Source organism: Rhodococcus sp. P3_B8 (assembly GCF_056402775.1).
Map to the genome: position 1 here is coordinate 1 of NZ_JBFUGT010000401.1, position 5,157 is coordinate 5,157.

2 protein-coding genes and 2 pseudogenes are annotated in these 5,157 nt (G+C 66.0%); all 4 read left to right on the forward strand.

The features are described 5' to 3' along the window. Positions 1-272 precede the first annotated feature (272 nt). The 4 genes and pseudogenes from AC1D1G_RS41465 (at position 273) to AC1D1G_RS41480 (ending at position 5,079) form a co-directional block, all read left to right on the forward strand. Positions 273-569, forward strand: a complete 297-nt coding sequence (locus AC1D1G_RS41465; protein WP_477956521.1) for a transposase — start codon at positions 273-275, stop codon at positions 567-569. A 57-nt stretch (positions 570-626) separates the two neighbouring features. Beyond that, positions 627-2,188, forward strand: a pseudogene (locus AC1D1G_RS41470) (IS1634 family transposase). A gap of 30 nt (positions 2,189-2,218) precedes the next feature. After that, positions 2,219-3,127: pseudogene (locus AC1D1G_RS41475) on the forward strand (IS701 family transposase); the annotation flags it as partial. 335 nt (positions 3,128-3,462) lie between these two features. Further along, positions 3,463-5,079, forward strand: coding sequence for a hypothetical protein (locus AC1D1G_RS41480; RefSeq protein ID WP_477956522.1), 1,617 nt, complete (start codon positions 3,463-3,465; stop codon positions 5,077-5,079). The last annotated feature ends 78 nt before the right edge of the window (positions 5,080-5,157 follow it).

Here is a 5,157-nt window from a genome sequence, read left to right on the forward strand (position 1 = left end):
CGCGGTATGGTCATGATGAGCTCCGGACGATCGGGCGGCCGGCAGGCCAACCAACCGCTACGACGGTTCATACACCCGATCGACGTCGTCGACCAGGGTCATCACCCCGACCGGCCGGGGCCCCCGGAGCGCAGCCGCCACCACACGACTCGTCGGGCTGGGGCGCAGCCCCGGTAGTACTACAGTCGCGTTTATTTTGATCTTGTCGGTGTGTCGGCGCAGGTTCCGAGAGTCGCAGGATGCATGGTCCGTGTGTGGGCGATGATGTGTGCGTGGCTGAGGTGCGGGTGTGGGCAGAGGGGCTGGCGGAGATCGATGCCTTGATCGGGCATCGTTTCGCCAGGTCCGAGCCCCGCAAGCATGCGGTGGAATACGTGCAGGGGTTGCTCTCGGGCGAGGCGCGGAAGAATTCGTGGACCCTGTCCGAACGCGCGGGCGATCGGTTGCCGGACGGTATGCAGCGACTGCTCTCGACGGCGGACTGGGATCCCGACGCGGTCCGCGACGACGTACGACCTGACTTGCACAGGTCGATGGGGATTTCCGGCTTCGGCTGGCGTTTGTGCTGATAGTGGATTCGCGGGTCGGGGATATGGGGCACTAATCGGTCGGTAGGATCTCCGGTTGTGGCTGCCTATATCCGCAAGGTTCGGACCGCGTCGGGGGCGACGGCGGTGCAGATCGCCGCGAAGGACGGGGGCCGCCACAAGATCCTTGAGCACCTCGGTTCCGCCCACACCGAGGGCGAGTTGGCGGCACTGTTGCAGGCGGCCCGGGAAAAGCTGCAGGCCGGCCAGCAGGAACTGGAACTCGACCTCGACCTCGGCGGTGGTGGGGAACGCGGATCGGTGATCGCGACGAAACGGTCCCGCTGGCTGATCGAGGCGATCGAGACCGGGTGGCGACGCCTGGGTCTCGATGCTGTCGACGACGACGCGTTCTTCCAGCTGGTCCTCGGCCGGCTCGTCGAGCCGACATCGATGAGCGACACCAGCCGGGTCGTCGCCGAGATCGGCCTGACCCCGGCCCACCGCAACACCTACGCCAACGCATTGAAGCGTTGCGCCACAAACGATTACCGAGATACTGTCGCGAAGAAATGTTTCGAGCATGCCGCCGCGACCGGCGGATTGAACTTGGTGCTCTACGACGTCACCACGCTGTACTTCGAGGCAGAGAAGGAAGACGACCTGCGCAAGGTCGGATATTCGAAGGAACGCAGGGTGGATCCGCAGATCGTGGTAGGCCTGCTCGTCGACCGTACCGGATTCCCCCTCGAGATCGGCTGCTTCGAAGGGAACAAGGCAGAAACCCATACCATCGTCCCGATCGTCCGGCAGTTCCAGGCCCGCCACGACATCGAGGCCGTCGAGATGGTTGTCGCCGCCGACGCAGGCATGCTCTCCGCCGGCAATCTCAAGGACCTCGACGAGGCCGGACTCAAGTTCATCGTCGGGTCCCGCGTCACCAAAGCCCCCGCCGATCTCGCAAACCATTTCCATTGGAACGGAAATACTTTCGCCGACGGACAGATAATCGATACGGTCACTCCCCGGCACGCGAAGAGCACCGTCAACAACGTCAACAAGCGCACCGAACCGGTCTGGGACGCGGCCGGACATCCGAAGTCCTGGCGGGCGGTCTGGCAGTACTCGAAACGACGGGCGGTCCGCGACAATCAGACACTCAACGCCCAGGAGGCCCGGGCCAGGGAGGTCGTCGACGGCGGTACAGCTCCGAAGTCGACGCGGTTCGTCAAGACCACCGCGGGCGGCCGCACCCTCGACACCGCATCTCTCGATCGGGCCCGATCATTGGTCGGGTTGAAGGGCTACGTCACCAACATCCCCGCCACACTGATGGACCCGGGCGAGGTGATCGGCAAGTATCACGACCTTTGGCATGTCGAGCAGTCGTTCCGCATGTCGAAAACCGACCTACGGGCGCGGCCGATGTTCCACCACGCCCGCGACGCGATCGAAGCCCACCTCACGGTCGTGTTCACCGCGCTCGCGGTCGCCCGCTATCTGCAGGCCGAGACCGGAGTCTCGATCGGGCGCATCGTGAAAACCCTGCGCCCGCTGCAAGAATCAGCCTGACCATCGCCGGCCACCCCCACACCGCCGCCGACCCGCTCACCGTCGAACCCGCAGCCATCCTCACCTCGCTGGAACTACCGACACGTTGACCGGGGCACTAAAACTGTGCAAGTCAGGCGGTCCGCGACGACGTACGAGATTACGCGGTCGAGCACCTCGCGGATCCGTCCGGTGTGTTGATCCTCGACGAGACCGGGTTCTTGAAGAAGGGCACCCGCTCGGCCGGGGTGGCCCGCCAGTACTCGGGGACCGCGGGCCGGGTCGAGAACTGCCAGATCGGGGTGTTCTTGACCTATGCCACCCCGGCGGGTCGAACGCTGATCGACCGAGAGTTGTACCTGCCCACAGCCTGGACCGCCGATCGTGACCGGTGCGCGCAGGCCGGGATCCCCGCCGAGCGTAAGTTCGCGACCAAACCCGAGCTGGCGATCGCGATGCTCGAACGCGCCGTCGCCGCCGGTGTGCCGGCACGATGGGTCACCGGAGATGCCGTATACGGGCAGGTGCACCGGCTCCGGGCCCGTTGCGAGGAACTCGGATTGTCCTACGTGCTAGCTACTTCGGTGAACCAACACGTCATCACCGTCGACGGCGCCGAGCTCCGTGCCGACGAGGCGATCGCGGCGTTGCCTGCCCAGGCGTGGCGGACCCGCTCGGCCGGTGACGGCGCGAAAGGCGAGCGACTCTACGACTGGGCGCGCACACCGGTGCGCGGGTTGAACTGGCCGAAGACGGTGTACTGGCTCCTGGCCCGGCGCAGTCGCACCGACCCGGAGGATCTGGCGTACTACCTGTGCCACTGCCCGGCGCGCACCACCCTGACCGAATTGGTCACCGTCGCCGGAACACGTTGGGCGATAGAGGAAACCTTCCAGACCGCGAAGGGCCAGACGGGCCTCGACCACTACCAGGTTCGGCAGTACGCGGGTTGGTACCGGCACATCACCCTCTCGATGCTCGCGCACACCTTCCTCACCGTCACCCGGTCAAAAAGGGGGCCCGAGAACCCGGCGACGACAGCGAGTTGATCGCACTGAGCGTGCCCGAGATCCGACGGTTGCTCTGCCACCTGATCTGGACGTATCAACCCGATCCCCGCCACGTCCTCGCACGCTCCCGCTGGCGCCGCCGCCATCAACACCGAGCCCGACAATGCCACTACCGAGCCCGAGGACACCTGCCCTAAACGCGACTGTAGTACTACCGGGGCTGCGCCCCAGCCCGACGAGTCGTGTGGTGGCGGCTGCGCTCCGGGGGCCCCGGCCGGTCGGGGTGATGACCCTGGTCGACGACGTCGATCGGGTGTATGAACCGTCGTAGCGGTTGGTTGGCCTGCCGGCCGCCCGATCGTCCGGAGCTCATCATGACCATACCGCGCAGCGTCGCCGACGTGCTGACCACGCACACGCTCTTCGACGTCGAGTGCATCGACCGGATGTATCTCAACGTCTACGTTCCCGGCCTGCAGTACGCTCCCGGCCTGGTCGCCTACGTGCATCGGCAGCTGGGATTGCCGGTCGCCTCCACCGCACCGCTGGCCAGGATCACCGACCGCTTCGCTGCGGCGGTGCACCGCTTCGCCGACACCGGGCACATCCCGTGGGTGGACTTCGCGAAGGGCCAGCGCAAGGACGACGTGATGCACGAGTACCTCGAGCAGTTCACCGCACCCGAGGGGGTGGTGTTCGTCGGCCGGGCGCAGGAGAGGACACCACTGTTCCGCACGGAGAAACGACGCGACGCCGACGGCAAGAGTTATCCGTGGATCGTCAAGTCCACCGGCGTGGTCAACCACTACTACTTCTACTGCGTCGACGCGGACTTCGGCCCGTTCTTCCTCAAGTTCTGCTCGTATTTCCCCTACAACGCCAAACTCTGTATCAACGGCCACCACTGGGCTCAGCGTCAGGCCGCGAGGGCCGGGCTCGGGTTCACGGCACTCGACAACGCATTCGCCGCCGTCGATGACCCCGACGCGTTGCAGGCGATCTGCGACCGGCTGACCGGTCCACGGATCGACGCCCTCCTCCGGAAGTGGCTGGCGATTCTGCCGGATCCGTTCACCGACGCCGATCGGGACGCCGGCTACCGCTACGACCTGTCGGTGTTGCAGGCCGAGTTCTCCCTGACCCAGATGCTCGACGCCCCGGTTTCCGGTCGGGTCTTCTTCGAACAGGTCATCCGCGACAACCTCGATCTCGGCCGCCCCGACCAGGTCACGTTGGTCTTCGACCGGCGGTTGATGCGCCGCGGCCCCCGTGCCACCCCCGGACGATTCCGCACCCGGGTGATCACCGAGGGCGTCACCCCCAGCCTGCACGTCGATTACAAACACACCACCATCAAGCAGTACCACAAGGAGGGACGCGCCCTGCGCACCGAAACCACCATCAACGACACCCGCGATTTCCACCTCGGGAAACGACTGACACATCTGCCCGCCCTGCGGGAGATCGGCTTTCACGCCAACCGCCGCCTACTGCGCGTCCAACGACTCAGCCACGACCCGATCATCGGCGCCGACGCCCTCGCCGCCATCGCCGCCCCCGTCATCACCACCACCGGCACCCGCGTCCCGGGACTGCGGTTCGCCGACCAGCGCAGTCACGCCCTGCTCTCCGCACTGCTGGTCTTCCGGCTGCACCCGAACGGCTTCACCAACAAGGACCTGCGCACCCTCACCGGCGAGCTGCGTGGACTCGACCCGGACACGGTGTCCGCCGGGCAGATGACCTACGACCTGCGCCGGCTGAAAACCCGCAGCCTGATCGTCCGGATCGAGGGCACCCACCGGTACCAGGTCACCGACCTCGGACTCGACACCGCGAAGTTCCTCACCTGTGTCCACGACCGGGTCCTGCGCACCGGCCTGGCCGAACTCGCCACCCCGACAACCACTCCCGGCCGCCTGCGATCGGCTGCCGCCGCCTATCGCACCGCCGTCGATACCCTCACCGGCACAGCGCAACTCGCAGCCTGAAATATCAAGCAGTCGAACGTGACCCGAACACCACAAACTTGACCCCAAAACCCGGCTACGCCGCTTCTAGCTACCTAG

Coding starts and splice junctions, on each gene's coding strand:
- AC1D1G_RS41480 (WP_477956522.1), top strand. CDS start 3,463: ATGACCATACCGCGCAGCGTCGCCGACGTGCTGACCACGCACACGCTC.